The organism is Paenibacillus radicis (ex Gao et al. 2016), from assembly GCF_014641555.1.
GTDB lineage: Bacteria > Bacillota > Bacilli > Paenibacillales > Paenibacillaceae > Pristimantibacillus > Pristimantibacillus radicis.
This window is the reverse complement of the sequence record NZ_BMHY01000001.1, coordinates 903678-926064: the sequence shown is the minus strand read 5'-3', so window position 1 is coordinate 926064 and position 22387 is coordinate 903678. Positions and strand designations below refer to the sequence as shown.

Below are 22387 nucleotides of genomic sequence, written 5' to 3'. Positions count from 1 at the left end.
TACAGCCGATTCGCAATTTCAAGTAGCTTAATCGGATTCCGCTGTTTTCATTTGATTTGCAGTAGAAAGGGCTATCCGTTTCGCCGTCTGTTCAGATGGATAAAGGTAACCGCAAGCGCTAGAACGAGCACCGTTCCTTTCACGATGTCATTCGCGTAGTATTGCACTTTCATCATCGTCATTCCGTTTAAGAGAACGCCGATCAGAATAGCTCCGAAGAAAGTACCGATTACATTCGGCTTGCCTGCGCCAAATACAGAGTACCCGACGAATACCGCAGCAACCGCCTCCATCATCATTGGAGCACCTGCGTCAATTTGTCCGGTACCTACCCGGGCCGCATACAAAATCCCGCCAATTGCTGCAAAAACGCCGGAAGCGATATAGGCAAACGTACGGATGCGCCGAACTCGAATGCCAGACAACCGGGCCGCCTCTTCATTTCCGCCCGTCGTATGCATTTGCCGTCCCCATTTCGTATATTTGAAAAAAAGATGTACGGCTGCTACTGCAACAATCATGAGAATAACCGGTACCGGCACCCCAAGCAGCTTGCCTTGACCAAGCCATAGAAATGCAGGGTCGAAGGTGCCTGGCGCCGTCGAACCGTCAGGCATCGGCATATTATTGTAGATCGAGTAGCCTTTCGTATACGTCTTGTGAATTCCCGCGACAATATACATGACAGCGAGTGTAGCCAATAGGTCCGGAATTCGAACACGCACAATCAGCAGCGCGTTGAGAAGCCCTACAACGGCGCCGGAAGCGAGCGCAACCAGGATGACGAATACGACCGGCTGCTGATACCACACCATCATGGCAGCCGTTAGAACGGTCGTCAGTGACACCGTGGACCCAACCGACAAGTCGAAGCCGTCAACCGTTAAAGAAAACGTTACTCCGATTGCCACAAACGTAACGATCGAAATCGAACGCAAGATGTCCGATATGTTCGCATAGGTAAAAAAGTGCTTGTCCCATAGCGAGAAAAATAAGATGACGAGGCCGATCACGATCAGCGACCCGTATTTAAAAATAAAATGCAATGCCTTATCCATTATACTTGCTCCCCCTTGCCGCCGCTGGCATGCAGCAGCAGCTGCTGTTGCGTCGCTTCGCCGCGCATAAATTGTTTCACCAGCGCCCCGTCGCACATGACCAATATCCGGTCGGCTATGCCGATCGCTTCGGTAAATTCGCATGTTAAATAGACGATTGCTTTACCTTGCTCCGCTAATTGGCCGATAATGCGGAATATATCGCTTTTCGCACCGATGTCGACACCTTTAGTAGGTTCGTCGAACAAATAGACAGACGCGTCTGTCGGCAGCCATTTGCCGATGGACACTTTTTGCTGATTCCCGCCGCTAAGGAAAGCGGTCTGCTGCTGGGGCGAAGAGGTTTTAATGCCCAGCTTGCCGATAACCGCATGCGCGTTATTCGATTCCTTCTTGCCTGACATAAAGCCGAATCGGGAAAAGGCGTTGAGCAGCGGCAAGCTTAAATTATGCTGTACCGAATCGCCTACCAAAATACCTTGCGTTCTCCGTTCTTCGGGCACTAGCGCAATGCCGCCTTGAATTGCATCCGCAGGCTCCTTCGTTCTAACTTCACGGCCCGACACCTTCACCGTTCCGTAATCCGATTGGTCAGCGCCAAACAGAAGACGCGACAGCTCCGTTTTTCCCGCACCTACTAAACCGACAATCGCTACGATTTCGCCGCTTCGTGCCTCAAAGCTGACGTTGCGCACGCTTCTGCCTCTAGCAAGTCCATCCACCTGAAGCAAAATGTCACCGATTGGGGCATCCGATTTCGGATACTCCTCCTCAAATACACGGCCCAGCATCGCATGGACAACTTCATCTACATTCGTGTCGGCAGTCGGCTCCGTGAACACCCGTTCGCCATCCCGCATGACCGTAATCCGATCGCAAATCCGGAACACTTCCGGCAGGCGGTGAGAGATGAACACAATGCCGATTCCTTCCCCCTTCAACTGCTCAATGACGTGAAACAACCGCTCCGCTTCATCCAGACTCAAAGGGGCGGTCGGCTCATCAAAAATCACGTATTTCGCTTGCTCCGTCAACAATCGGGCAATAAGCACCAGCTGTTTTTCAGCTAAACTCAGCTCGCCTGCCTTCTTGCGCACCGGAATAGAAGCACCTAATCTTGCAAGCGTCGCTTCCGCTTCTTTCTCCAGCTTGCCCCAATTGATCCATAACCGGCTGCCTTTCGCCGAGATACGGTCAAGCATGACATTTTCTGCAACGCTAAGCTCCGCAACAAGAGCGGTATCTACCTCCTGATAAACACAATGGATGCCCAATTTTTTGGCATCCCCAGGCGAAGCAATATTAGCTTGCAAACCATCAATAATGATGGCTCCTTCATCTTGCGTGTAAGCTCCGGACAATATTTTCATCAACGTGCTTTTGCCCGCTCCGTTAGCGCCAAGCAGCGCATGTACCTCGCCGCCTTGTACTGTAAAATCAACGCCGCGGAGGGCGGGGACACCGGAAAAAGCTTTCCGGATCCCCTTCATTTGCAATTGCTTCGATGTACTCATTTCGTCAGCCGCACCTCTCCAACGTCCCGTTAGCCGGGTTTACTTCGCGCCTTCCAGCTCTTTCATCCAATCTTCGTAGCCTTGCTCGCTGCTGCCCCAGCCTTCGATATACTGTGCCAGCTGTGTCGTGTTAACTTTCTCTGTCGGCAAAGCGTCGCGTTGAACATAGACCGGATTCAGAACGATAACCGGCTCATTCTCTTCGCCTTTGAATTCTTTATACAGTGTACGCACCTGAATGCGGCCGATATCTTTCGGATCTACTGCTGCCGATGCTACCCATGGGCTCGCCGGATCTTGAATCATTTGCAGATCCTCATCGCTCATATCAATGCCGTATACTTTAATTTCGGTTCTGCCTGCTTGCTGAATAGCGCGGGAAGCACCTTTTGCAAATTCATCCCATGCAGTCCATACTGCCGTAATGTCGCCTTTGTTCGGATATTGCTTCAGCACAGCCTCCATTTGGGCTTGCGTATCGATGGCAGGATTGTTCGCATTGCCAAACGCTACGATTTCCTTGATTTCCGGATATTTGCTTTGGAATTCTTTATAAGCCACTTGACGGCGTTCCATTGGCGCAAATCCTGCAACCCATACCTTTACGATACTTCCTTTGCCGCCAGCATCTTTAGCAAGCTGCTCCAGCGTAAGCTCTGCCATTTTCTTATCATCCTGCTGCAGCACAGGTACGCCTTCAACTTTCACGTCAGCATCAAAGACAACAACAGAGATGCCTTTGGCAATCGCATTTTTAACGCCTGCTTCCAGCGCAGATGCTTGTCCATGGTCAATCAGAATGCCGTCAAAGCCTTGGTTGACTGCTGCATCCAGATTGGAAGCCATTTTACCCAGATCATTATCCGAAGCAAATACCGTTACTTTGCCGCCGAACTTCTCCACTTGATCCTTCACGCCTTCTACATATTGCGAAGAGAACGTGCCTGTATTAAATTGCATAACGAGTGCAACCTTCTTGCCTTTCAATGCAGAGATATCATTATTGTTCGCTGCCGGCTCCGTTACTGCTGGATCTGTAGCCGCTGGCTTGTTATTTCCTTCGTTGGCCGGTTTCGCGCCGCAAGCTGCCAAGACCAACAGCATCGCTGCAAGCAGAACCGTTAAATAAACTTTACTCTGTTTCTTCATTAAACTCTCTCTCCCCTACTATTTACCTAGTAATAAATTGCTATTCTTTTGCTATCATATCATTTTATCCTACTATGTCAATCGGAATTTCAGGATATCATAAATATGATGTCGAATAATAGCGAATCTCAGCAACATATGTCATTATAAAACCGATGTGAGTCGTTATACAACTCATTTTTTTAACAACTGCCCTTCTAGCAGATGATTATTAGAGGTCTGCCGCCTCAACAAAAGGGCCGTCCCATCGTCTTTTCAGACGTCTGGGACAGCCCTTATTCATTGTCTTACAGGATGATGGCAATAAGGCCGCCGGAGCCCTCATTAATAATTCTGCCTAGTGTTTCCTGCAATTTGTAGCGTGCGTTGTCCGGCATCATTGCGATTTTGCCCTGTATGCCTTCCCGGACCAGCGAGTGCAGCGAACGGCCAAAGATGTCAGACTCCCAAATTTTAATCGGATCAGCCTCAAAATCTTGCATCAGATAACGCACCAGCTCTTCCGTTTGCTTCTCCGAGCCGATAATCGGCGCAAATTCGGACTCGACATCCACCCGGATCATATGAATCGATGGCGCAGTCGCCTTCAGCCTTACGCCAAAGCGTGAGCCTTGACGGATCAGCTCAGGCTCGTCGAGCGCCATCTCCGCCAGTGTAGGAGCAGCGATGCCGTAGCCCGTAGCCTTCACCATTTCGAGCGCTTCGGCGAAGCGATCGTATTCCCGCTTGGCATGCGAGAATTCCTGCATCAATTGCAGCAAGTGGTCTTTACCGCGAATCTCGACGCCAACGACTTCCATTAAGATGCGATCGTACAATTCGTCCGGTGCGTACAGATCGATCTCCGCAACCCCTTGCCCCATGTTCATGCCGCTGAGGCCGGCTCTTGCGATAAAGTCGTAGTCCATGAACTGCGAGACGACGCGATCGACATCCCGTAAACGGCGAATGTCCTTAACCGTATCGCGAACGGAATTTTCATAATTGCTGCGCAGCCAGTGCTGCTCGTTCAGAACCATAACCCAGCTTGGCAGGTTCACATTTACTTCATGAACCGGGAACTCGTAGAGCACTTCGCGAAGCACGGAGACAACTTCCTCTTCTCCCATCGTAGCGACGCTCAACGTAATGACCGGAATATCGTATTTGGCCTGAAGCTCGCCGCGTAAATTGAGCGCTTCCTCGCTGCGCGGCCGTGTCGAGTTGATGATCAGCACGAACGGCTTGCCGACTTCCTTCAGCTCGCTGATAACCCGCTCTTCCGCTTCCACGTAAGAACTGCGCGGGATTTCTGCAATTGTACCGTCAGTCGTCACGACGACGCCCAGCGTCGAATGCTCTTGTATCACTTTGCGAGTGCCGATCTCAGCTGCTTCCTGAAACGGAATCGGCTCATCGAACCAAGGTGTCGTAATCATGCGAGGTCCATTCTCGTCCTCGTAGCCTTTGGCGCCCTCTACCGCGTAGCCTACGCAATCAACCAGCCTCACATTAACTTCAAGGCCTTCGCTGACTCGCAGCTGGACAGCCTGATTCGGCACGAATTTTGGCTCGGTTGTCATGATCGTTTTACCTGCGGCGCTTTGAGGAAGTTCGTCAACGGCACGGACCCGCTCGGCTTCACTAGCAATGTTAGGAAGCACGACTGTCTCCATAAACCGTTTGATAAACGTTGATTTGCCCGTTCGGACCGCCCCGACTACCCCGAGGTAAATATCCCCGCCGGTACGTTCGGCAATGTCCTTGAAAATGTCCACTTTCTCCACTGAATATCCCCTCCCAATTGATTTTCCGGTTCGCCGCCTTCCACCGGACAAGAGGGCAGGCCAGCGACGCAACTCGTACAGCTTTTTGGACTAGTAATAGCATATTGTCCATACTCTCCGATTATGCCGATTTCTTACTAGAAATCTTTTTAATCGGGTCACGTTCTTGCCCTTCCAAGACTGAGTTATATGAGGATGGAAGGTTTTCTATACCAAAAAATCCTCATTAACACCCTTCGCAGGGGTCAATGAGGATTTTCACTTTCATAGGCTATGGAGCGATTGCCAGCGGCTCGCCGTCCTTCCAATGGTAGACAGGCGATTTGACTGGCACGAACAAATTCGAGGCTACGAGCATCTCTCGCACATCTGTTCCTGCAGCAGGTTCGACGCTGCTTTTCTGTACCGCTTGCATGAGATCGGGGCCGTAATCAGCGTACACATTGCCCTGCTCGTCCGTCATCAAGGTAAGAGACTGACCGGAAAATTCGCTGCGAAGATCAGGCGCTTTCCGCTTCAGAGCGTCAAAATCGATATAGTGAAAACCCGGATAAGCCTCGCCGCCTTTTGGCACTTCGCCGTTATGGCTGCTTGAATACGTGCGCACCGCAGTCTGAATATCGACGAGCTGCTGGAAATTGACCAAGTTCATCAATTTCACCGCAGGCTCCGTATCTTCATTAATAATCAGAAAATAATAATTGCCGCCCTTTTCAAAAGCCGCTGAAGGAATGTCGCTTATGTAGCCTTGCGTTTGAAGCTGATGGAAATCGATTTGGAACTTCTCATACACTGGAGTATCCGGTGTGCTGTTCTTGATTGGCAGCACTCCCGTCTCGGATTGATACTGGTCGATTGCCCCTTGAACATTGCGGACTGCTTCCTTTGGCGCGATCTGATTTTCTTTCAACTGTTTCTTAGGATACATGCAGCCGCTAAGCACCACCAGCGTCACAGCAGCCATAATGAGCAGCGTGGAACGGATACCGCGCCGCATTGAATGATTCATCATTTCCGTTGTCCTCCTAATTTCGGAATTGGCAACCACCGATAAAACTTACCACAGCTTGTCGTCCTGCTCTTCCGCTTGCTTTGCCAGCAGCCTCTCTACAGCAGAGCGGAGCGGATCAGGCGGAATTTCCGCCGTCACTTTTCCGGCGACTCTAGCTTGGCATGACAATCGAATATGCTCGCCCTCCAGCCCGGCCAGCTTATGCCGCTCATTGTCTGCGATCGGCAGCAGCTCGCTGTCCGGTGTCACGCTCATTTTACACATAAAACAAGCAGCTTTGCCGCCGCATCTCGTACGGATCGTCAAGCCTGCTTGCCTCGCTGCGTCCAGCAGCGTTGTTCCTCGTCTTACCTTTACCGTTTTGCCGGATGGCAAAAACCGCACCTCTCCGTTCATCGCAGCACACCCGTCCGCTTATCCGCAATCATCTGATGTACCTTCTTTACCATCTCTGGGGTAAACGTATTATGAGATTCCAGCTGCTTCAGCGCTTCCTCATGCCTCGCTTCATCCTGTATATAAGCATCCATAATGAGCTGATAGCGATCAGGACGATCCCGCAGCACGTTGAACCATAGCTCATGAGCGAGAGGAACCGTATGAACGAAATATTTGCCGTCCACAATGACCCGCTCTGCTAGCGGTTTCAACAATTCTGATACCTTTGTCTCATAACGGCATCCGTGTGCGCTCACGACAAATCCGCCGACCAGTTCGACGGAAACTCCCTCCAGCTCGAAATGGCATAACGTCGAACGGTATATGTCCGTCACGCTCACCACGGGACTATCGACCGCATAAGGACGCAGCAGATTGTAAAGACGATCGAAATCGGCGTCATCGATGTATAGATCCAAATCTCTAGGCTCGCTGGTCAGCGGCAGTCCCCGCAGCATTAAACCCGTGCTGCCCCCGACAACCCAATCGATTCCGCTGCCCAATTGCGCAACGGCAGCCAAACCGCTTTCGATTCGTCCTTTTACGCTCATGATTGGCACTTCCTTTAGAAATAAGGTTTGTTGTACGCTTTGATGACAATGCTGCTGTCCTTAATGACAGCCTGACAAGCAAGTCTGTAGCCTTCCTCGAACTCTTCCGGCTCCAGACGGTCCCATTCGGCATCTGTGATGCCCTCAAGCCCTTCAGAACCTTCCGTTACCATGCAGCGGCAGCGCGCGCAGGTGCCCCGCGTGCAGGAAGAGGACCAATCGACCTTATGCTTGAGCGCCAAACGAAGCAGCGTCTCGCCCGCTTCTGATTCAACGGCAGCCGTCTTTGTTCTTCCCTTCAGCTCGATCATTTCGAAAAATCCTTTCTACTGCTTATGTATGGCATTCTTCTAGTTGCTTATATGATGGAAAAAAGACCGTAAATAAAGCCGAATACGAGCATTAAGAACGCAATCAGCGACAATATAAATTTCACAACGCCCTTGGTCTTCAAACGGGCAAATGTAATGATGACTGCGGCAATGGCCATCAGTCCGATACCGATAAAAGAAACCCACATTTTCGACATTGGATCCATGTGTCTATCTTCTCCTAATCTACAAAAGAATAAATCTTGCAAAATCCATTATAGCATCGACAGCAAAAAAGGACAAAAACGGAAAATGGCGCTGCGGATGAAATGCAAATTTCGTCCGCAGCGCCATTGCTTTTATCCGATCATGCGTTATCGTTTAATCATCATTTTCATTAACGATTCGATGTTGCCCATATTCATCCCGCTCGCCTTGACCGCTTTGACAATATCATTCATTGTCGAATCCGATACGGGAACTTTGGCCATCTCCGATACCTGCTTAATAAGCTTGCGCAGCTCCGCTTCGTTCTGCATCGTTGAGTCGGTAACACCGCTGGCCAGCTTTTTCACAGAGCTTTCGGTAATATTTTTACCTGTTTTCTTGTTGATTGCCCCCAGCACATCTTTGGAAAGACTTTTCTTTTCCATGCTTCTCCCCTCCCGCAGCGATCGCTTCAGCATACCTAACTCGTAAGCATTGCCTAAAACCATCATATGAGAGGGGCCTGGGATTGGTGTAGGCGATCATACCGCCTGAACGGGACTATTCGATCTGTTCAATCTCATGCGTCTTGAGTCTGCCCATCAAATTCTCGACAGCGGTACGCGGCGAGCTGCCGGCGAACAGCACTTGATAGAGCTGCGCAGTAATGGGCATCTCCACGTCATAACGGCTTGCAAGCTCATAGGCGGCACGGGTCGTTTTTACACCCTCTACGACCATGCCCATTCGCTCCAGCACATCGTCGAGCGGTGAGCCGTCGGCAAGCATTGACCCGGCACGCCAGTTGCGGCTGTGCTTGCTTGTGCAGGTGACAACAAGATCGCCAACACCAGCTAAGCCTGCGAATGTGAGCGGATTAGCGCCCATCGCTGTGCCAAGACGGCTGATCTCGGCCAATCCCCGCGTAATTAGCGCGGCCTTGGCATTGTCGCCAAATCCTAAGCCGTCAGATAGGCCGGCTCCAAGCGCAATGATGTTCTTGATCGCGCCTGCAACCTCTACACCGGCGACGTCAGGATTTGTATAAACCCGGAAGTACGCATTCATGAACGCGTCCTGAGCCTGCTCAGCCGCTTCCAGATCGGCAGAAGCCACGACGACCGTCGTAGGCTGCTTGCGGATAACTTCCTCCGCATGGCTTGGACCGGACAATACGGCAATCTGATCCGGTGAACGGCCAAGCTCCTCAGCAAGCACCGTTGTCATTCTTTTCAGCGTACCCGTCTCGAAGCCTTTCGTCGCATGGATGCACAATGTCGTTTCCTTCATAAAAGGTGCAGCCTGCTTGGCCACTTCGCGCATCGCGGCGGAAGGCGCAACAAACAGAGCCAGCTCGGCATTCTGCAGTGCTTCCTTCATTTCGGTCGTCGCCCGCAGCGATTGCGGCAGCTTTACGCCGGGCAAATATTTCGAATTTTCGTGCTTGGTATTTATTTGCTCTGCCTGATCGGCATTCCGGGTCCAGAGCAGCACGTCAAATCCGTTTTGCGCCAAGACGGAAGCCAGAGCCGTGCCCCAGCTGCCGGCAACGAATACGGCCGCGCGGCGCCCCGCCTGCGCTTTTGTTTCCGTCATCTTGTTATGCTCCTTTTTTGGCGCCAAGCTTGTTCTCCGTTCCTTGCACAAGCTTGACGATATTGGTCCGGTGGCGGACGAAAGCAAAGACGCAAAGCAATAAGCTAACCAGCAATAAAGGCAATGAATAATGAATGAGGCCGATCAAAAGCGGTACAAAAGCCGCAAACAGCAGAGATCCCAAACTTACGTAACGCGTGATGGCAATAGATGCGATCGCGATAACGCCGGCAATCAGCGCAGGTACAAAAGCTAATGTCACCATGACGCCGACGGTAGTCGCAATACCCTTTCCGCCTTTAAAGCGGAACCATATCGGCCAATTGTGCCCAACAATAGCGGCAAGACCGCTAAGCACTGCCGTCCAGTCGCCCAGATCATCAGGACCAAGCAACCGCCCGATCAGTACAGCTGCGATACCTTTGGCGATATCCAGAACGAATACGAGCAGCCCGGGCCCTTTGCCCAATACCCGAATCGTATTCGTTGCTCCGGCGTTGCCGCTTCCATGCTCGCGGATATCGATCCCCTTAACCAATCTTGCAATTACGATACTGAATGAAATCGAACCTAATAAATAACTGGCGACAACCGCAATAATAGCGTTCAGCAAAATCATTCTCCCCTAATCCTCGTCAGACTTCCTCCGTGTAAACAGACGAACCGGCGTGCCTTCGAAGTCAAAAGCCGCACGGATTTTGTTTTCCAAGTAACGCTCGTATGAGAAATGCATCATATCCGGATCGTTGACAAAAATAACGATCGTCGGCGGCTTCGTCGCCACTTGCGTTACATAGTTGATTTTCAGACGTCTTCCTTTGTCGGTCGGCGGCGGATTATAAGCAACCGCGTCGGCAACGACATCGTTCAGCAAATGCGTCTGAATGCGCATCGCATGCTGTTGCGATACATGATTAACGATCGGCAGCAGCTTATGCAGACGCGATTTCGTAAGCGCCGACAAAAACACGACCGGTGCGTAGGTCATGAATAGAAAATGATCGCGAATGTTTTGCGTAAAAGCGTTCATCGTCTTATCGTCTTTGTCGACGACATCCCATTTGTTGACGACAAAGATCGAAGCTTTGCCCGCTTCATGAGCATAACCGGCAATATGTTTGTCCTGCTCAATGATGCCTTCTTCGCCGTTAATAAGCACAAGCACGACATCTGCCCGTTCAATCGCTTTCATCGCGCGCATAACGCTATACTTTTCCGTCGTTTCATACACTTTGCCGCGTTTGCGCATACCGGCAGTATCGATCAGGACGTAACGCTGACCGTCACGCTCGAACGGCGTATCGATCGCATCCCGCGTTGTTCCCGCCACATTGCTCACAATGACGCGTTCTTCGCCGAGCAAGGCATTGACGAGCGAAGATTTGCCTACGTTTGGACGCCCAATGAGCGCAACGCGGATCACATCATCGTCATAACCGTCATCCTCAATAATCGGAAGCTTTTCTACGACAGCATCAAGCAGATCGCCTATTCCGATGCCATGGGAACCGGAAATAGCCATCGGTTGTCCGAAACCGAGGCCGTAGAACTCGTATACCTCATCCATTCGATCCTGGTTATCTACTTTATTAACAGCCAGCACGATGGGCTTGCGGGAGCGGAAAAGCATCTGCGCCACTTCGTCATCCGAATGCGTCAAGCCTGCTTTGGCGTCTACCATAAAAATAATGACGTCCGCCTCTTCAATTGCCAGCTCCGCTTGCATGCGGACTGATTTCATAATTTCATCTTCGCCGTCGATCTCGATACCCCCGGTATCTACGATGCTGAAAGCGACGCCGTTCCATTCACCGGCACTATACAATCGATCGCGGGTAACCCCCGGTTTATCCTCTACAATTGCGAGCCGGTCGCCGACTATACGGTTGAATATGGTTGATTTGCCCACATTCGGACGCCCGACGATGGCGATAACGGGTCTTGCCATAGTTGATGTTCACTCCTTCAGAAATACTCACGTCTAACATCATAGCAAAAAACGACGTACTTGGCTAACTTTTCATCTTTATTCTGGGCTGCTCCGCTTGTTTTTCATGAAGAAAACAGCTAAATTTTCCATAATCGATCGTAAAATGGCGAAGGACAAACTTATAATTCTAACTGCTGCGAATGCAATCCATAAGCCGTCCCACCATGCTAATTCGCCAACTGCTCCGATATACCTTCCTCCGCTCAGCACCGCGAAATTTATTTCTGCAAATACAGCGGAAAATACAAGCACAGCAAATTGATGCTTTGCCTTGGAGGAGAAAGCAGCTGCCAACAATCCGCCAAGCAAAGGAGCATCCCATCTTGGGTCCAGCCAGTAGAACACCGGATCGGCCAAATACATTTTTTGCAGACAACCCCAAATGACACCCGTCAGCAAGGCGCAAAGAAGCAAATACCATTTCGATTCAGCCAAGCTTTGTCCATGAACAGCCGATAGGGCTGCAAGCATAAGTAGGACCGCGCTGGCATGCCATTCGACACTAATTGCCCCGAATGCTGTCATATGCTGAAGCGGCTGAAGCACGATGCAGCCCGCCGCAATTATCGTTAGTTTTCGCTTATTGACTGCTGCTGCTCCAACCCATTCTGACCAACCTGTTGCTATTAATATTAGTAAGATCATTACGATCCATAGTGTCATATATCCAGGATTCATAAGTCCATCACCTCTCATCGGCCTATTATGCACCCAAGCATGGAACACTATGCCGTAAAGCAGGATTGTTGCACGAAAAAAGAGGCTATTTCTGATTATGAAATCAGAAATAGCCTCTTCATATGCAGGTTATGCAATTAGCAAACCTTTATTATTTCAATTTGCTCAGCTTGTCGCCGAAACGTTCAGCCAAGGAGTAGCTCATGCTTTGGTTGCTCAAGCTAACATTCGGGTTATTGCCCAGATCCTCTTGCTTAGGCGAACGCTCGCGTTGCGGTTTGTTCGAACGCGGTGCTTGTTCAGCCGGTTGCTCAGGAGCTTCTTCTGTTTCTTTGATGCTCAGACTTACGCGTTTTTCAGCCGGGTTGAAGTCCAATACTTTCGCTTGTACTTCTTGCCCTTCTTTCAAAACATCGTAAGGCGTTGCAATGTGGCGGTGTGCGATTTGGGAAATGTGCACAAGACCTTCCACGCCAGGAGCGATTTCAACGAATGCGCCGAATGTTACGATACGGCGTACTGTACCCGTTACGATATCGCCAATTGCGAATTGGCCGTTAGCCGATTCCCAAGGACCTGGTTGTGCAGCTTTCAAGCTCAGGCTGATTTTACCCGCAGTCGGATCAACTTTCAGCACTTTAACTGTTACCGCTTGACCTTCGGATACAACATCCTTCGGATGAGCAACATGCTGCCATGAAAGCTCCGATACGTGTACCAGACCGTCGATGCCGCCGATGTCAACGAATGCGCCGAATGGCGTAAGGCGTTGAACTGTGCCTTCGAGTTGTTGGCCCACTTGCAGGGAACTCATTACTTGTTGTTTGCTTTGCTCGAACTCAGCGTCCAGAACTTCTTTCTGGGACAGGATCACTTTATTGTTCTCGCGATCGATTTCTTTTACTTTCACGCGGAGCGTACGGCCTTTGTAATCGCTGAAATCTTCAACGAAATGACGCTCTACCATGGAAGCAGGGATGAAACCGCGTACGCCAACGTCAGCGACAAGGCCGCCTTTAACAACATCAGCTACTGCAACTTCAAATACTTCTCCGCTTTCGAAACGGCTTTGCAGCACGTCCCAAGCGCGGTCTCCGTCGATTTGGCGTTTCGACAGAACGAGTTTTTCTTTCTCGTCGTCGATGCTTACGACTTTCAGCTCAACCTCTTGGCCGATTTGAACGGCATCAGTTGCATTTTCAAGCTGAACAGCGGAAAGCTCGCGAATCGGAATGATACCGTCATATTTATATCCAAGGCTTACATAAGCTTGGTTATCTTCGATTTTGACGATCGTGCCTTTAACGGTATCGCCTTTTTTCAAAGACACAAAATTGTCCATAGCCTCTTGATTTTCTTGAGCTACGGAGTCCTGAACATTGATTTCTTCTGACATTTGAAATAACCTCCTCAATTCATACCCCAACTTTATTTAAACCCGCAGCCGTCCCTGACGGCGTGCAGCATTTAAAACAACGTAAATGGCTTTCGCCGTTCCCTGACGGGAATTATTGATTTTCTTTAATCATTTGGCGGATTCGGACCATAATAGCCTCTGTCACACGCTCAAGCATATCCGGTGATGAATCATTAATGAATGCAGTAAGATCAACCGGTTTGCCGTAAATGATTTTCATTTTGCGAAAAGGCTTGTAGTTCCCGATAATCGCTACCGGAACAACTGTCGCTCCGCTGCGCATCGTGATCATGGCAGCACCTTTCTTGGCTGCTGCGCCTTCCGCGCTGTTTCTCGTTCCTTCGGGAAAAATGCCCATCACTTCGCCTTGCTGAAGAAGTCCGATGGCAGAACGAATGGCTTCCTTGCTAACGCCGCCCCGCTTCACGGGAAAAGCGCCAAGATCCCGTATCAATGGACCGAATACCGGAACATCGAACAGCTCTTGCTTCGCCATATAATGAACCTTCCGCTTCAACTTAATGCCTACGGTTGGAGGATCAAAATTGCTTAGATGGTTCGAGGCAAGCACAACCGGGCCTTCGGCCGGTATGTTCTCCTTGCCTATCGCCTCAAGCCGGAAGATTACATTGTAGATGACGAGGAGAAGAAATCTGCAAATGCGGTATAACATAGTTTACTTCGCCTCCGCCAATTTGGTTCGGCTTAATTTGACAATTGCCTCAACGACTTCTTCTATCGTCATTGCGGTACTGTCCATGACGAGCGCATCGGATGCGCAAATGAGCGGAGCGATTTCTCTCTGCTCGTCCAGCCGGTCGCGGTCAGCAATTTCCTGAGCCAACTGCTCCAGCGTTACGTCCTGTTTGCCCGAAATTTCCTTGAAGCGGCGAGATGCGCGTTCTTCAACGGTTGCGGTCAGAAAAACTTTCAGTTCCGCGTTCGGCAGCACATGCGAGCCGATATCCCGTCCATCCATGACAACGCCTTTCTTGGCAGCAAGCTTTCGCTGCATGGCGCCCAGCACTTCTCTTACGGTTTCATTCGCTGCGATTAAGGAGACGATAAGCGTTACTTCACGGGAGCGTATAGAATCCGTTACGTCCTCGCCGTTCAGCAGCACCGTCTGCCCTTTGTCACCGGGAAGCAATTCAATGTCCAGCGATGTTGCCAGCGCTGCCAATGCCCTGCTGTCTTGCGGCTCGATGGAAGCCCTAAGCGCGCTAAGCGTCACGGCCCGATACATAGCCCCGGTATCGATATAAATGTACCCTAGCTGTTCGGCAACCTTGCGTGCAACCGTACTTTTCCCTGCGCCTGCAGGGCCGTCGATAGCAATGTTAATCCGGTCGCTGTCACCGTCTTGCTGCATCACGAACAGTCAACCCCCTTAATAGAGACGGTTGGCCGATGCTTGAAGCAATTGCGACTCAAACCTCTCAAGAAAAAAGCAGGCTCTGCCTGCGAACGTGAAAATTATACCACACTATGGACATAGATGCAAAAGAACGAAAGGCTTCCATTACTCCGGAGCCGTCCCTTCCAAGCGCTCTACATCGGTCATCCAACGTCTTACTGTGTCGTTTTGCAGCGCGATTTGCGATAAAACGACAGCAATCAGCAGCAGGATCGCCAGCTTGGCGAGCCTGCTGCTGACAGCGTCCGACAAGTCGCGGAAATAGCGAAATCCACGCTTCTTTCCAGGGCCTGTCCTATCATTTGTTCTATGGCTTCTGTCTGGCATGCGGCACACTTCCTTTATTTCCCTTATCAAGTTAGCATGCCTATGCTGCCTGCAGATTATTCATTACCGGTTACGAAAATCCAGCTGCCTTTCAAAGCAGTAACGAATGATTTTTTGCCGTTCGGAATCACTGATGCTCACAAATTTAATCATGACCTGCTTCCGCCCCGACGTATGCTCAACGACTCGAACAACCTCCGCCTTGAATGAAGCATGCTCCAGCGAACCGTTCTTGTAAGGGACGAGCAGCCAGCAATCCAGTACCATCTCACGGGTGATCGCCCATTTGCCGTCGCAAAGAAACGAGATGCCCCCGCCTCCGACGTCGTCCGTATGGGTCACGAAACGAATCTGCCCCACAGCAGTAACGGAAATTTCGAGCTCGGCAGGCACGCGCAGAAAATGACGGCGCTGTACTTTCGTGATTCGGTCTGGATCGGGCTTGCGGATCTTAATCAGCTTAATCGTATCCTCGCGAAAACCGATGACATGCGAATCAAAGTAGTTCTTAATGCCGTCCTCCGTCACAAAATGAACGGAAAGCTCGTCCCCCAGATAAAGTCTCTTCATACGGCCGGTACTTTCGTTCAACGGAGTCTCGATCAACAGCCCGTCCTCAAGCTCATCGGCGATTCTCGCCTTGTACTCAACGGCTGCTTCCGCTTCATCCGAGGAAGCGATCTCGAAAAACAACATTTGGTTTACTCTAGGCAACAATTGGCTCCCCTCCCATAATGGTGTCATTATATCACACTCAATTTGAGGGGAGCCATATCATTATTTAGCGGCAGCTGCTGAACGATCCTGCGGAGACATCTCCTCAATCGATTCTTCCACGCCGGATTCTGCATTAATGTAGATACGATAGATACTTCCGTTTATTTTACCCGTATACTCATAGCAGAGCACTTCTTCACCTAGGTCGTTCAAAATAATCGCCTTTTGCTCCTTGGATACTTTCATTTCCGGGTTGAGCGCTTTGCGTGCCTCCGCCTGTGTAACTTTCGCATCTGGAATTTTCCGTGCATGATGCTCATAGACGTAGTCATTGGCCTGAAGACCTACCGCCTCGCCGTTGTCGAGCGCGATCTTCACCGTAAGCTTCTCGGGATAAATAAGCACGCCGTTCTGGCTTGCAACGTATGTTAACGTTCCGGCGTTGTTGAAGGTGTCGTAGGTGACCGCCTGCATGCCTTTAAATCCGTGATCATTCAGAAATTTATCGGCAGCTTCCTTCGCTTTAATCGTATCAAGCCGCTGCTCTCCGATGTCCCGGGAATCCATGAACCAGATCAGCTGGCCGCCTTTTTGCGTATAATCCATCTGCAGCTTTTTGCCGCTCTTCGGCTCCGTCACCGAAGCGCTGTAAGACGCGTATTGGGTTCCTTTACCGTTCTCTATCACTTTAATTTCACCAGCATTTTGGCCGACAAATTCGGCTACATGCTTCTTGATATCATCGGCGGTAACGAGTTTGCCGCCCAGCATTTTGACCGATCGGGTCTGATACATGCTGCTGACGGACGGCCCCCAGTTAATTTCGGGATATTCGCTAACTTTTTTGTCCATCGTCTTGAAGCCGTCGATAATGCCATTGCTGCCTTTCAAATTTTGCGCAGCCAAAGCGGTCTCGACGTCCATCCAGCGCAGCTTGGTGCCCAGCACTTGATCCTGAACCGTCTGGAGGTCATTCGATATTTCTTCCGACTTCGCATAAAGCGTCTTCAGCGTACTAAACTCGTCCTTGGACAGCGGCTGCTTCGTCAGATCGCGTACGGAAGTTTTGTAAGCAAAATTTGCGATTCTCGATAAAAAGTCTTCCGCTTTATTGAACGGAAGCAGCGTCAGCGGCAATTGATTGATCTCATTTTGCGCTTCGCTTGTAAGCCGCCATACATTGACGAGCCCTTTGCGGTGGAAACCTTGGGAAGTCGAATTCACGGCCAGCGTATTTCCTAGCTGCTGGTGCAGCTGCTGAACGTGATAGGTGAGATCGTGGAAAGCCCGCTGGTATTGGTTTTCGGCTTTGAGCAATATCGAGTTTTTCTCTTGATGCTCTTGATAGCCCCAATAAGCGGCCCCGATCAATAAGAGGGTCATGATGGGGAACAGCACAGCGCTGAGTCGTTTGTACATAACAGAAAAGCTCCTTTCTTGTCGAAACCTAGCGTTAGTTTGGTTTCAGGAAGGGAGCTTTATACATCTGTTCTAAATACTGTGTTCTTCGACATCGAGATCATTGCTGTTGTTGCAAATGCACTGCTTGAAGCCAGTGTCAATGGAGCCTTTCTCGCGCCGTCCGCGCAGCACGAACTTCTCTCCGCATACATTGCACCGGATCGTTACCTTCACTCTCGCTTCCATCCTTACCTCCTAAGCGTTAACTGGCCTTTTAGAAGTCAGTATGGACGGATCGTTTACAATTTAATCTCATCCTCGCGGGCGAGAAACCGGAATGGCGATCTTGCATTGGCACGCTGCATTTTACGCAAACCCCATACCCAAAGCGCTGCCATGAACGGAATGATGAAATACATCCAGTTTTGCTGCTGCGTAATCATAATCCAGTCGTATGTGCCGTGGAGTCCGAAAGGCAGCAACAGTGAAATGGCCAAGTACAAATTGCGCTTCCGTTTACTAATCGCAAACTTGGCTTTGCCTACGTAATAGCCCATCATGATGCCAAACAGCGCATGTCCGGATACCGGAAGCAGCGCACGCATGAGCAGTGTTCCGAATGTTGCAGGCGAGAATACGGCATACATAACATTCTCCAGCGTTGCAAAGCCAAGCGAGATGGAGGCTGCATAGACGATACCGTCGTAGGGCTCGTCGAATTCGGTATGGTTATAAATAATATGATACAGCACGAACCATTTCACGAGCTCTTCCACACCTGCCGATTCGGCAAAAGCGAGTACGAGCGGCGATTCTCCCCACCAGAGCTGCAGTCCGCGTTGAATAACAACGATGGGTACTACGATCAGGACGCCGAGCAAAAACATTCGAACGACCATATGAATCGGTTCGGAATCGTAGCGGTCCTTCAAATATAGATAGGTGAGCAGCGAAACGCCGGGCGCCACCGCTGCCGTTAACACGGAAAACAAGAACATTTCGTTGATCACCTCCAGCATAGGGCCACACCTAATGGCGGCGAAGCGCCGGGTTATACCCAGCCGCGGTAACGAACCGCTTCCGCCATTTTGCGAACCCCCGTCATATAAGCGGCAAGCCGCATATCGACATTTCTCGTTTGATGAATTTCATATACTTGCTTAAAGCCCCGGATCATCATAATCCGCAGCTTCGTATCCACTTCGTTCTCATCCCAATAGTAGCCTTGATTGTTCTGAACCCACTCGAAATAAGAGACGATAACGCCTCCAGCGCTGGCCAGAACGTCGGGTACGAGCAGAATGCCACGATCCGTCAATATTTGCGTTGCCTCAAGCGTCGTGGGGCCGTTGGCCGCCTCGACGATAATGGAGGCGCGAATATTCGGGGCGTTCGTTTCCGTAATCTGATTCTCGATTGCAGCCGGTACTAGCACGTCACAATCCAGCTCCAGCAGCTGATCATTCGTAATGGTTTGCGGAAATAAATTCGTTACATTGCCGAATGAATCTCTGCGGTCAAGCAGATAAGGGATATCCAGTCCCTCTTCATTATACAACGCCCCGTTCACATCGGATATACCAATTACGCGCGCACCGGCCTCATGCATAAATTTGGCTAAATAACTGCCCGCATTGCCGAAGCCTTGAATGACGATTCTCGCGCCTTTGATCTCAATACCCCGAAGCGCAAGCGCCTCTTCAATCATAATAACGACGCCTCGAGCGGTAGCGGTCTCCCGACCCTTCGAGCCGCCAAGTACGATCGGTTTGCCCGTAATAAAACCAGGTGAGTCAAATTCACGAATACGACTGTATTCATCGAGCATCCAAGCCATAATTTGCGAATTGGTCATTACATCGGGCGCAGGGATATCCTTAGTTGGCCCCACAATCTGGCTAACGGCACGAACATAACCGCGGCTTACCCGCTCCAGTTCGCCGAACGACATTTTACGCGGATCGCAAATAACGCCGCCTTTGCCTCCGCCGTAAGGCAGATCGGCAATGCCGCATTTGAGGCTCATCCAGATCGATAGCGCCTTAACCTCCGGCTCGGTCACGCCGGGATGAAATCTTACTCCGCCTTTGGTTGGCCCAACCGCATCATTATGCTGGGAACGGTAACCGGTAAATATGGTCGTTGTTCCGTCATCCATTCTGACGGGAATGCGTACCGTCAAGATGCGCATCGGCTCCTTCAGCAGCTCGATCATCGAATCCTGATGTCCGAGCTTGCGCAATGCTTGTTCAATTACAATTTGTGTAGACTTCAAAATATCATGTGCATGTATATCCGCCATGATGAAAGCTCACCGCCTTTGTCTACATGTAATATGAACTAGCAGCCCCGACCATATTCGATTATTTTATTTTTTAAAGCAAGAAGAGCATCGGGGGGACAAATTTGGCCCTCCGATGCTCTTCTCCATGTGCTTTCTCAATTATAGAAATGAGTGCAAATTTCCCGTACAGCGTCCGACGGCATGATGACCTTTCCATACTCCTCGAGCATCGCGTAAGTAACGGATGTCGCTTCCCCGTATTCTGCCAGCAAGGCAATAACGGCATTGTGGCGGGAAGAATCGATTAGGGCTGGCTCCAGCGCCAATATCCATTTCCCGTTGTAGGAATACAAACGTCCATCCTCCGTCAGACTGGCAGCCTGCAATTGCTTGCAAACGCTGATGACATCTTCAAAATCCCGGAAGGAATACATTACGATGTCGCTTTGCTCCATCGTCACTTCCATTTCGTATATCTCGTCTTCCGTGTCTTCATCGTCGGTTGCCCGCTCGTCGGATTGACCGTTCATTTTGCCACGGGTTACAATGACAACCATTCCCTGGGCAGGCAAGGCAAATACTTCGACCGCTAATGGGCCGCTGGCATCGAATCCAAGTTCACTGTATGCTTGGTCCATCATTTCGCTGAATAGCTCGTGTACCTTTGGAATTTCGCGCCACATGTCTTCCTTCTGGATCCCACGTTCCAGCAGGTCGTCGAACGTCAGGAAAATCCGAATCTTGTCCTGACTTAGCCGCTCGATTTTCATGACAGGATCCTCCTCTGCAGCATCTGTTGTAACAGCGTATGAAATTATTGAGAAGATGTGATCAAATTGATCAAATCGTGCTATGTAACTACTTTATCATGTATAAACATGGATTGCACCTAAAATAGGCAAAAAAAGAATCGGTTGAAACGTGCAGCATAGTTGCCCGTTCAAGCGATTCCCCTCTTCCTGTACCTAAATTAATGCATGCGGGACGACGATTCCGCCATAACCTGATTCGCTTGCTCCTTCAGCTTGGGATCGCTGTTGATAATCGCTTCAATCCGTTCCCAATTTCCTTCTGATTTTGCGGCGGTACCGTCTGTATGCTTTGGGGCGGAAACAACCGCCTTCGTCTTCCAATCATTCATCATCATTATCGAGAACGATTTCCGTCCGAGCTTCGAGAGCCCGTTCGACATCGTTGCTGACAGCCATGCCGCTGTACCTGGACGCTTACGCGCCATATAGAGCGCCGCAGCTGCGCCAATTGCGCCTCCGACTATAAAACCCCTTAGCCTCATTAGGCAAACCTCCTTATAAATATCGTTTCACCCGATATTTTTGCCGTCAAGGCTGAAGGCCATCCTGCTTAAATAAAGGAAACTTGCGTAACGGCATCGAATTTCGAATATGCTACAATGGAATCGATTATACAAGCACCGGAGGGATCCATTAGTTATGAATGCAGCAATAAAATCGATTGGAGCTATAACGGCCGCGGCCGCAGCGGCCCTTTTTCTTGCCTCATGCAGCAGCGCGGTATCGGGTAACAACAACGCAACTCACGCCGTCCCAGCCATAACTGCCACCCCGGAGCAGACTGTTTCTCCGCCGCCGTCGCCTGCAGCGACGCCGCTTGAGACGATCGCCGCCGCAGAAGAGATTAAAGCTCTGTACAAAATGAACAAGGTTTACCGTTTCGTTCCGATCGAAGAGACAACGGAGAAAAAAGTCGTTTTGCTCACTTTCGATGACGGTCCTCATAACAAAGAAGTGTTGACCAGTCTGCTCGACACGCTGGATAAGCATCATGCCAAAGCGATATTTTTCGTCAACGGTTACCGGGTGAAGGATCATCCCGAGCTGCTGACTCTCATACAAGAGCGGGGCCAGACGATCGGCAACCATTCTTGGGACCATATCGATCTAAAGAAAGAAGACGAAGCAAAAATCGAACAGCAAATTGGTGATGTGCAAAAAGATGTAGAAGACATCACAGGCGAACCGCCTCGCTTCTTCCGTCCCCCTTACGGATCCGGAGGAGATAAAGTGAAAGAGATAGCAAAAAACCACGGCCTGCTGTTCATGACGTGGTCGAATGGCTCGCTGGATTGGGAACAAAAGTCGCCTGGCGATCCCGATAAAGTAATCGCCAACGTGCTGGAGCAGCTCCATCCCGGTGCAAATATATTAATGCATGAACTGAAATGGACGGCGGAAGCGCTCGACGGGCTGCTGACAAAGCTAGAGGATAAAGGATACGGCTTCATTGATCCTGCAACCATTGAGCTGCCGGCGCAATCCTGATTATTGCGTATATTTGATGCCGTACCAGAACAATCCGGCCACTAGCGACACGAATAAAATAAACAATACATTATAATACCATTTCGTAATCTTTGGAGCTTGGGAAGGAAATTTATTTCTTCTAGGCGGCAGTTGCGCCTCGGCATTCGTTACGGTGTCGTTGCCAGGCGGCTTTGCCGCCTTCTCATGCTGTTGTCTTCTCCTTGACCCCCCGAATTTTTCTACCCTGCTCATGACTGCTATTCTTGCTCCCT

The 22387-nt window shown here is 50.2% G+C and carries 27 protein-coding genes; 1 reads left to right on the top strand and 26 read right to left on the bottom strand.

The annotated features are described in order from the left end of the window. Nucleotides 1-71: 71 nt before the first annotated feature. The 25 genes from IEX98_RS04160 to IEX98_RS04040 all read right to left on the bottom strand — a co-directional run bounded on the left by IEX98_RS04160 (nt 72) and on the right by IEX98_RS04040 (nt 21127). Nucleotides 72-1058, bottom strand: a complete 987-nt coding sequence (locus tag IEX98_RS04160) for an ABC transporter permease (protein WP_374705312.1) — start codon at nt 1056-1058, stop codon at nt 72-74. Then, nucleotides 1058-2572, bottom strand: a complete 1515-nt coding sequence (locus IEX98_RS04155) for a sugar ABC transporter ATP-binding protein (protein WP_188887630.1) — start codon at nt 2570-2572, stop codon at nt 1058-1060. Before IEX98_RS04155 ends, IEX98_RS04160 begins: the two co-directional genes overlap by 1 nt. Nucleotides 2573-2611: 39 nt before the next feature. Next, the gene (locus tag IEX98_RS04150) at nt 2612-3721 is read right to left on the bottom strand and encodes a sugar ABC transporter substrate-binding protein (protein WP_188887629.1); all 1110 of its coding nucleotides are present in this window, start codon (nt 3719-3721) and stop codon (nt 2612-2614) included. Nucleotides 3722-4008: 287 nt separating this feature from the next. Then, nucleotides 4009-5487 carry a stage IV sporulation protein A gene (gene spoIVA, locus IEX98_RS04145; protein ID WP_042162578.1) on the bottom strand — a complete coding sequence of 493 codons (1479 nt, stop codon included), beginning with the start codon at nt 5485-5487 and terminating at the stop codon, nt 4009-4011. 271 nt (nt 5488-5758) lie between these two features. Beyond that, nucleotides 5759-6499 carry a hypothetical protein gene (locus IEX98_RS04140; RefSeq protein ID WP_188887628.1) on the bottom strand — a complete coding sequence of 247 codons (741 nt, stop codon included), beginning with the start codon at nt 6497-6499 and terminating at the stop codon, nt 5759-5761. A gap of 45 nt (nt 6500-6544) precedes the next feature. After that, nucleotides 6545-6895, bottom strand: coding sequence for a 2Fe-2S iron-sulfur cluster-binding protein (locus IEX98_RS04135; RefSeq protein WP_188887627.1), 351 nt, complete (start codon nt 6893-6895; stop codon nt 6545-6547). Next, on the bottom strand, nt 6892-7488 hold the full coding sequence (locus IEX98_RS04130; RefSeq protein WP_188887626.1) for a hypothetical protein: 597 nt from the start codon (nt 7486-7488) through the stop codon (nt 6892-6894). Before IEX98_RS04130 ends, IEX98_RS04135 begins: the two co-directional genes overlap by 4 nt. Nucleotides 7489-7502: 14 nt before the next feature. Then, entirely contained in the window at nt 7503-7799 is a 297-nt protein-coding gene (locus tag IEX98_RS04125) for a 2Fe-2S iron-sulfur cluster-binding protein (protein WP_188887625.1), read from the bottom strand. A 47-nt stretch (nt 7800-7846) separates the two neighbouring features. Next, nucleotides 7847-8026 (bottom strand): DUF2768 family protein, encoded by a 180-nt coding sequence (locus IEX98_RS04120; protein ID WP_042162587.1) that lies wholly within the window; start codon nt 8024-8026, stop codon nt 7847-7849. A gap of 147 nt (nt 8027-8173) precedes the next feature. Then, the gene (locus IEX98_RS04115) at nt 8174-8452 is read right to left on the bottom strand and encodes a stage VI sporulation protein F (RefSeq protein ID WP_188887624.1); all 279 of its coding nucleotides are present in this window, start codon (nt 8450-8452) and stop codon (nt 8174-8176) included. 115 nt (nt 8453-8567) lie between these two features. Then, the gene (locus IEX98_RS04110; protein WP_188887623.1) at nt 8568-9602 is read right to left on the bottom strand and encodes an NAD(P)H-dependent glycerol-3-phosphate dehydrogenase; all 1035 of its coding nucleotides are present in this window, start codon (nt 9600-9602) and stop codon (nt 8568-8570) included. Between the two features lie 4 nt (nt 9603-9606). Further along, nucleotides 9607-10215 (bottom strand): glycerol-3-phosphate 1-O-acyltransferase PlsY, encoded by a 609-nt coding sequence (plsY, locus tag IEX98_RS04105; RefSeq protein ID WP_188887622.1) that lies wholly within the window; start codon nt 10213-10215, stop codon nt 9607-9609. Nucleotides 10216-10227: 12 nt separating this feature from the next. Next, the gene (der, locus tag IEX98_RS04100; RefSeq protein WP_188887621.1) at nt 10228-11550 is read right to left on the bottom strand and encodes a ribosome biogenesis GTPase Der; all 1323 of its coding nucleotides are present in this window, start codon (nt 11548-11550) and stop codon (nt 10228-10230) included. A gap of 78 nt (nt 11551-11628) precedes the next feature. Beyond that, nucleotides 11629-12270, bottom strand: coding sequence for a YphA family membrane protein (locus IEX98_RS04095; protein WP_188887620.1), 642 nt, complete (start codon nt 12268-12270; stop codon nt 11629-11631). Between the two features lie 151 nt (nt 12271-12421). Further along, nucleotides 12422-13666 carry a 30S ribosomal protein S1 gene (rpsA, locus tag IEX98_RS04090; protein WP_188887619.1) on the bottom strand — a complete coding sequence of 415 codons (1245 nt, stop codon included), beginning with the start codon at nt 13664-13666 and terminating at the stop codon, nt 12422-12424. A 112-nt stretch (nt 13667-13778) separates the two neighbouring features. After that, a complete protein-coding gene (locus IEX98_RS04085; RefSeq protein ID WP_188887618.1) occupies nt 13779-14360 on the bottom strand; it encodes a lysophospholipid acyltransferase family protein in 582 nt (193 codons plus the stop codon). Between the two features lie 3 nt (nt 14361-14363). Beyond that, complete coding sequence (gene cmk, locus IEX98_RS04080; RefSeq protein WP_188887968.1) at nt 14364-15059, bottom strand: (d)CMP kinase; 696 nt, start codon at nt 15057-15059, stop codon at nt 14364-14366. 150 nt (nt 15060-15209) lie between these two features. Continuing rightward, nucleotides 15210-15431: a hypothetical protein gene (locus tag IEX98_RS04075; protein ID WP_188887617.1), complete on the bottom strand. Its 222-nt coding sequence runs from the start codon at nt 15429-15431 to the stop codon at nt 15210-15212. A 63-nt stretch (nt 15432-15494) separates the two neighbouring features. Continuing rightward, entirely contained in the window at nt 15495-16148 is a 654-nt protein-coding gene (locus IEX98_RS04070; protein WP_188887616.1) for a flagellar brake protein, read from the bottom strand. A 60-nt stretch (nt 16149-16208) separates the two neighbouring features. After that, on the bottom strand, nt 16209-17567 hold the full coding sequence (gene ypeB, locus IEX98_RS04065) for a germination protein YpeB (RefSeq protein ID WP_188887615.1): 1359 nt from the start codon (nt 17565-17567) through the stop codon (nt 16209-16211). 72 nt (nt 17568-17639) lie between these two features. Then, nucleotides 17640-17795, bottom strand: a complete 156-nt coding sequence (locus tag IEX98_RS04060; RefSeq protein WP_188887614.1) for a hypothetical protein — start codon at nt 17793-17795, stop codon at nt 17640-17642. Nucleotides 17796-17848: 53 nt separating this feature from the next. Then, nucleotides 17849-18547: a glutamic-type intramembrane protease PrsW gene (prsW, locus tag IEX98_RS04055; RefSeq protein ID WP_188887967.1), complete on the bottom strand. Its 699-nt coding sequence runs from the start codon at nt 18545-18547 to the stop codon at nt 17849-17851. A 53-nt stretch (nt 18548-18600) separates the two neighbouring features. Next, nucleotides 18601-19851 carry a Glu/Leu/Phe/Val family dehydrogenase gene (locus IEX98_RS04050; protein WP_188887613.1) on the bottom strand — a complete coding sequence of 417 codons (1251 nt, stop codon included), beginning with the start codon at nt 19849-19851 and terminating at the stop codon, nt 18601-18603. A gap of 137 nt (nt 19852-19988) precedes the next feature. Further along, entirely contained in the window at nt 19989-20603 is a 615-nt protein-coding gene (locus tag IEX98_RS04045) for a genetic competence negative regulator (RefSeq protein WP_188887612.1), read from the bottom strand. Between the two features lie 200 nt (nt 20604-20803). After that, nucleotides 20804-21127: a hypothetical protein gene (locus IEX98_RS04040; protein ID WP_188887611.1), complete on the bottom strand. Its 324-nt coding sequence runs from the start codon at nt 21125-21127 to the stop codon at nt 20804-20806. A 157-nt stretch (nt 21128-21284) separates the two neighbouring features. Here IEX98_RS04040 and IEX98_RS04035 point away from each other — a divergent pair, with 157 nt between their 5' ends. After that, nucleotides 21285-22133, top strand: a complete 849-nt coding sequence (locus IEX98_RS04035; RefSeq protein WP_188887610.1) for a polysaccharide deacetylase family protein — start codon at nt 21285-21287, stop codon at nt 22131-22133. Here IEX98_RS04035 and IEX98_RS04030 read toward each other — a convergent pair. Then, nucleotides 22134-22387, bottom strand: a 254-nt coding sequence (locus IEX98_RS04030) for a hypothetical protein (protein ID WP_229691953.1), incomplete at its 5' end; no start/stop codon positions are given.

Coding starts and splice junctions, on each gene's coding strand:
- IEX98_RS04160 (WP_374705312.1), bottom strand. CDS start 1,058: ATGGATAAGGCATTGCATTTTATTTTTAAATACGGGTCGCTGATCGTG.
- IEX98_RS04155 (WP_188887630.1), bottom strand. CDS start 2,572: ATGAGTACATCGAAGCAATTGCAAATGAAGGGGATCCGGAAAGCTTTT.
- IEX98_RS04150 (WP_188887629.1), bottom strand. CDS start 3,721: ATGAAGAAACAGAGTAAAGTTTATTTAACGGTTCTGCTTGCAGCGATG.
- IEX98_RS04140 (WP_188887628.1), bottom strand. CDS start 6,499: ATGATGAATCATTCAATGCGGCGCGGTATCCGTTCCACGCTGCTCATT.
- IEX98_RS04135 (WP_188887627.1), bottom strand. CDS start 6,895: ATGAACGGAGAGGTGCGGTTTTTGCCATCCGGCAAAACGGTAAAGGTA.
- IEX98_RS04130 (WP_188887626.1), bottom strand. CDS start 7,488: ATGAGCGTAAAAGGACGAATCGAAAGCGGTTTGGCTGCCGTTGCGCAA.
- IEX98_RS04125 (WP_188887625.1), bottom strand. CDS start 7,799: ATGATCGAGCTGAAGGGAAGAACAAAGACGGCTGCCGTTGAATCAGAA.
- IEX98_RS04120 (WP_042162587.1), bottom strand. CDS start 8,026: ATGGATCCAATGTCGAAAATGTGGGTTTCTTTTATCGGTATCGGACTG.
- IEX98_RS04115 (WP_188887624.1), bottom strand. CDS start 8,452: ATGGAAAAGAAAAGTCTTTCCAAAGATGTGCTGGGGGCAATCAACAAG.
- IEX98_RS04110 (WP_188887623.1), bottom strand. CDS start 9,602: ATGACGGAAACAAAAGCGCAGGCGGGGCGCCGCGCGGCCGTATTCGTT.
- der (WP_188887621.1), bottom strand. CDS start 11,550: ATGGCAAGACCCGTTATCGCCATCGTCGGGCGTCCGAATGTGGGCAAA.
- IEX98_RS04095 (WP_188887620.1), bottom strand. CDS start 12,270: ATGAATCCTGGATATATGACACTATGGATCGTAATGATCTTACTAATA.
- rpsA (WP_188887619.1), bottom strand. CDS start 13,666: ATGTCAGAAGAAATCAATGTTCAGGACTCCGTAGCTCAAGAAAATCAA.
- IEX98_RS04085 (WP_188887618.1), bottom strand. CDS start 14,360: ATGTTATACCGCATTTGCAGATTTCTTCTCCTCGTCATCTACAATGTA.
- cmk (WP_188887968.1), bottom strand. CDS start 15,059: ATGCAGCAAGACGGTGACAGCGACCGGATTAACATTGCTATCGACGGC.
- IEX98_RS04075 (WP_188887617.1), bottom strand. CDS start 15,431: ATGCCAGACAGAAGCCATAGAACAAATGATAGGACAGGCCCTGGAAAG.
- ypeB (WP_188887615.1), bottom strand. CDS start 17,567: ATGTACAAACGACTCAGCGCTGTGCTGTTCCCCATCATGACCCTCTTA.
- IEX98_RS04060 (WP_188887614.1), bottom strand. CDS start 17,795: ATGGAAGCGAGAGTGAAGGTAACGATCCGGTGCAATGTATGCGGAGAG.
- prsW (WP_188887967.1), bottom strand. CDS start 18,547: ATGTTCTTGTTTTCCGTGTTAACGGCAGCGGTGGCGCCCGGCGTTTCG.
- IEX98_RS04050 (WP_188887613.1), bottom strand. CDS start 19,851: ATGGCGGATATACATGCACATGATATTTTGAAGTCTACACAAATTGTA.
- IEX98_RS04045 (WP_188887612.1), bottom strand. CDS start 20,603: ATGAAAATCGAGCGGCTAAGTCAGGACAAGATTCGGATTTTCCTGACG.
- IEX98_RS04040 (WP_188887611.1), bottom strand. CDS start 21,127: ATGAGGCTAAGGGGTTTTATAGTCGGAGGCGCAATTGGCGCAGCTGCG.
- IEX98_RS04035 (WP_188887610.1), top strand. CDS start 21,285: ATGAATGCAGCAATAAAATCGATTGGAGCTATAACGGCCGCGGCCGCA.